We start from the raw sequence: 4,145 nt of genomic DNA on the forward strand, positions 1-4,145 counted from the left end.
CTGGGCCAAGAGCGGCCATTTGATGCGCCCAATAATTAGAGGGCGAGTTGGATAATAGTCTTTGGCGCGCACTAGGCGGCCACGCAACTCCCGGGCTGAAGGTCTTGCCCATGCTCCTGCGAAGCGGGTACTTATGCCTGTTTTTACGCATAATTTACGCAAGATCGAAGCTGAGCATAGGATACTGTACGGCGTTAATTTCGTAGGCTAACCGTATGTCTTTCGCAGCAATGCGGCTTGTCGGCTTCATCTTAGGAGTTTTCCTGATCACTCTGGCAGTAAGCATGGCTATTCCCATGGTTACGTTGGTAGTGTACGAGCGAGTCGATGAACTCGGCGCCTTTCTGTGGTCGAGCCTAATTACATTGGTCTGTGGGCTAGCGCTTATTGGGCGCACGCGTCCGGACGCATCACAGCTGCGCCCAAGGGATATGTATTTCTTGACAACGGCGAGCTGGGTTGTGGTTTGCACCTTCGCAGCCCTCCCGATGGTGTTCATCCGCCACATCAGTTACACCGACGCGTTTTTTGAAACGATGTCAGGGATCACTACGACAGGCTCGACTGTCCTCACTGGCTTGGATACCGCATCTCCCGGCTTGCTGATCTGGCGCTCCATGCTGCACTGGTTGGGAGGCATAGGCTTCATCGGCATGGCTGTCGCTATCCTTCCGATGTTGCGAGTCGGTGGCATGCGCCTGTTCCAGACAGAGTCTTCTGACTGGTCGGAGAAAGTTACGCCGCGATCCCATGTGGCAGCCAAATACATCCTTGCACTCTACCTGGGGCTCACGGGCGCTGGAGCACTAGCACTCTGGTTCGTTGGAATGACACCGTTCGAAGCGATCAACCACGCAATGTCGTTGACTTCTACGGGTGGATTCTCAACGTCGGATGCCTCACTCGGGCATTGGACGCAGCCTGCGATTCATTGGGTTGCAGTGGTCGTCATGATCTTGGGTAGCCTGCCCTTCACCTTATACGTCGCGACATTGCGCGGTAATCGGCGTGCGTTACTGATGGATCACCAAGTACGCGGGTTTCTTGGGTTCTTGACTGTCACTTCGCTGGCTGTGGGTACGTGGTTATGCTTTCACAGCGAATACGACTGGTGGGACGCCGTTCGGATCGTGGCGGTCAACGTGACTTCCGTCGTGACGACCACCGGAATTGCGGTCGGTGACTACACGCTGTGGGGTAGTTTTGCCGTTCTGTTGTTCTTCTATCTGACCTTTGTCGGAGGGTGCTCAGGCTCGACGGCTGGCGGCCTTAAAATCTTCCGCTTCCAAGTGGCTGCCGTCCTGCTCGTCAGTAACTTGAAGCAACTGATTCATCCACGCGCGGTCATTCAGAAAAAATACAATGGACACCCCATTGACGAGGAGATCGTGCGTTCGCTTTTGACTTTCTCGTTTTTCTTCACCATCACCATTGCCCTGATTGCGCTAGGACTGGCGCTGATCGGGCTGGACTGGACGACTGCTCTGAGTGGTGCCGCCACTGCTGTGTGCAACGTTGGGCCAGGCGTGGGCACAATCATCGGGCCAGCCGGTAACTTCTCATCATTACCTGATGCAGCAAAGTGGCTGTTGACCATTGGTATGCTCCTGGGACGACTGGAAATACTGACGGTACTAGTGATGGTAACCCCTGTATTCTGGAGGTATTAGTTGCCCACTGTAAAAGGCAGCTATGGGTCGGTTAGCGCCTCTGGGTCGAGCTGACCATCCTTATCCTCCCTCACATGGAGGACAAGTCATGAATACAAGTACGACCAGCAGCCATCAGCCTTGGAACAAAGGAAAATTGGTCGGTCAGAAAGCCCCGCTTCGACTGAAAGACATCTGGGCCATTCGGGTGAGGCTCCAAATCGCGGAGGAAACTCGTGATTTAGCTCTCTTCGATCTGGCCATCGACAGCAAGCTACGAGCCTGCGATCTGACCAAGCTTCGCGTACGCGACGTTGCTCATCGGGAGCATGTGTCATCGCGAGCAATTGTGATGCAGCAGAAAACCCAGCGGCCCGTGCAGTTTGAGATTACAGAGCAAACGCGGCTGGCCCTAGAGGCCTGGATACGTCAAGCCCATCTCCATAGCGAGGACTGCCTTTTTCCCAGCAGGATACACGCCTCAATGCATCTCTCTACTCGGCAGTACGCCCGAATCGTCAAAGCGTGGATAGAAGCTATCGGCCTTGATCCAGCTATCTACGGCACCCACACGATGAGACGTACGAAGGCATCGCTGATCTATCGCAGGACAAAGATTCTGAGAGCAGTTCAGCTACTGCTCGGCCATACGAAACTTGAAAGCACAGTGCGATACCTGGGAATTGAAGTCGATGACGCATTGGAGATGGCGGAGCAAACGGAGGTCTGAAAGTGTCAGCGACGGTCGAGGTATGATCGTCGCTATCCGACCCTGAGCGGACATCATTTGCGAATAGCTGCGAATGGTCGTAGGTTGCGTTATCCCTGACTCAAGGACCGAGCCGTGACTACTTCCCCCGAAAAGATTCTTTTCCTTCCCGGTGCCTCCGGCAACACCCAGTTCTGGCATCCGGTCGCCGAAGCGCTCGAAACGTCTGCTGCCGTGCACCATATGGGCTGGCCCGGCTTTGGCAATACGCCAGCCGACCCGAATGTAACCTGTCTGGAGCATCTCGCCGCTCTCGCGATCGCAGAGATCGACAGGCCTATGGCCTTGGTGGCGCAATCCATGGGCGGGGTTGTCGCAGTGCACATCGCGCTTGAGCGCCCCGAGCTGATCACTCACCTAGTCCTCGCCGTCACTTCGGGCGGCTTGAACCTCCCCGCTTTGGGTGCCAAGGACTGGCGTGCAGCGTTCGAAACAGATAACCCGTACCTGCCACGCTGGTTCCTGGATGACCGCACCGACCTGTCTACCCGCTTGCAAGAACTGCAGCTGCCGGTACTGCTGTTGTGGGGCGGCATGGACCAGATCAGTCCGATCCTTGTTGGCCAGCGGTTGGCACAACTCATACCGAATGCCAGACTGGAAGTGTTCCCCGAGGGCGGCCATGACCTTGGCCATACTCATGCTAAATCTGTTGCGCAACTAATCGACAGGCACCTTGGCTTGTGACGGCGCTGGAACAGGGTAAATGGCCCGACCATCTGATTCAGCTTTTATCTCGGCCAGTGTTCGCTCAGGGTCGAGAGAGGTCAGTCGCGAATGATCGCTATTGACCCAGAGCAGCCCTTCGGGGAGGGCAAAAAACGGCCCTCCAGGAGAGTTCTATTAATTTCCGACGCGAACGTCCAAGCCTTTACGGTAATACTTCGTTCTAATTATCCGTATCTTGACCGACATAAATAATATTGCGCGAGATCAATGATGTCTGCGGCCATTGGATGCCGCACGGATGCAATGCGACCTCCAGCGATTGTTCCACTATATAGGCTCCAAATGTTCTATGGATACCTCTCCGCCGATGTAAGGGCCGTCACCACTATAATCCATTGCCGGCTCGTCAAAATTAACCCAAGCACTGGTGATAACTCTTTCTTTACCGGCAATAGTTCGCTGAGCACTAGTGAACCCCACCTCGCCACCCAAGGCTTCTTTTACAAAATCTGGTGGTAACGAAACCACTCCAACTCCGCCATTCGGCCACCACAAGTGGGGCTTAACTTTTATTCTATCACCATCTTTAAATTTCATTTATTTTTGGCCACGTTGCCGACTTTAATTTTTCATTTGCCGTTCGGTTAAGGGGCGGACTTTAACCCGTCCAGTGAGTGAAGCGAACGATTTTAGCGCATTTTTATGTCTTGCTGTTTTCCACTAATCTTGCTGGTCAAAGATTGGCATTGGCCGCCCCTCGCATCACCAAGTACAGCGGCTTGCCAGCTTCAATCGGAAAAAAGCCCTCCGGCGTCGATACATTCTTACAAACGGAAACCAGCTGCCCTCCCGGCGCAGTCGCCACGGTTCTCCCGTATTTGCAGCCGATAGCAGGCGCCTCGACCAGAGACACGCCGTTTCGATAATTTTCCATCGACACCAATTCGCTGCGGATAAGCGCATGAGGCGCCCCCCCCGCAGGCACAAGGTATTTTGCCGCTGGGGCAACTAGCCTGATGAATCAGAATGGGTCAAGCAATGGCCGCTCTTGGCCCAGG

At 54.5% G+C, this 4,145-nt stretch carries 4 protein-coding genes; 3 read left to right on the plus strand and 1 reads right to left on the minus strand.

From position 1 onward, the window contains the following. Nucleotides 1-215: 215 nt before the first annotated feature. From M5G17_RS17635 to M5G17_RS17645, 3 genes are all read left to right on the plus strand, one after another. Nucleotides 216-1,670: a TrkH family potassium uptake protein gene (locus tag M5G17_RS17635; protein ID WP_273894201.1), complete on the plus strand. Its 1,455-nt coding sequence runs from the start codon at nucleotides 216-218 to the stop codon at nucleotides 1,668-1,670. Nucleotides 1,671-1,758: 88 nt separating this feature from the next. Then, complete coding sequence (locus M5G17_RS17640; RefSeq protein WP_273894202.1) at nucleotides 1,759-2,379, plus strand: tyrosine-type recombinase/integrase; 621 nt, start codon at nucleotides 1,759-1,761, stop codon at nucleotides 2,377-2,379. A gap of 114 nt (nucleotides 2,380-2,493) precedes the next feature. Then, complete coding sequence (locus M5G17_RS17645; protein ID WP_273894203.1) at nucleotides 2,494-3,105, plus strand: alpha/beta fold hydrolase; 612 nt, start codon at nucleotides 2,494-2,496, stop codon at nucleotides 3,103-3,105. A gap of 309 nt (nucleotides 3,106-3,414) precedes the next feature. Here the strand turns inward: M5G17_RS17645 and M5G17_RS17650 are convergent, their stop codons facing one another. Beyond that, a complete protein-coding gene (locus M5G17_RS17650) occupies nucleotides 3,415-3,684 on the minus strand; it encodes a hypothetical protein (protein ID WP_273894204.1) in 270 nt (89 codons plus the stop codon). Between the last annotated feature and the right edge of the window lie 461 nt (nucleotides 3,685-4,145).

It is taken from the genome of Pseudomonas rubra (genome assembly GCF_028656935.1).
GTDB classification, from domain to species: Bacteria; Pseudomonadota; Gammaproteobacteria; order Pseudomonadales; family Pseudomonadaceae; genus Aquipseudomonas; species Aquipseudomonas rubra.

Excerpts from the sequence above, each read along its gene's own strand:
- M5G17_RS17650 (WP_273894204.1), bottom strand. The coding sequence starts at position 3,684 with ATGAAATTTAAAGATGGTGATAGAATAAAAGTTAAGCCCCACTTGTGG.
- M5G17_RS17640 (WP_273894202.1), top strand. The coding sequence starts at position 1,759 with ATGAATACAAGTACGACCAGCAGCCATCAGCCTTGGAACAAAGGAAAA.
- M5G17_RS17635 (WP_273894201.1), top strand. The coding sequence starts at position 216 with ATGTCTTTCGCAGCAATGCGGCTTGTCGGCTTCATCTTAGGAGTTTTC.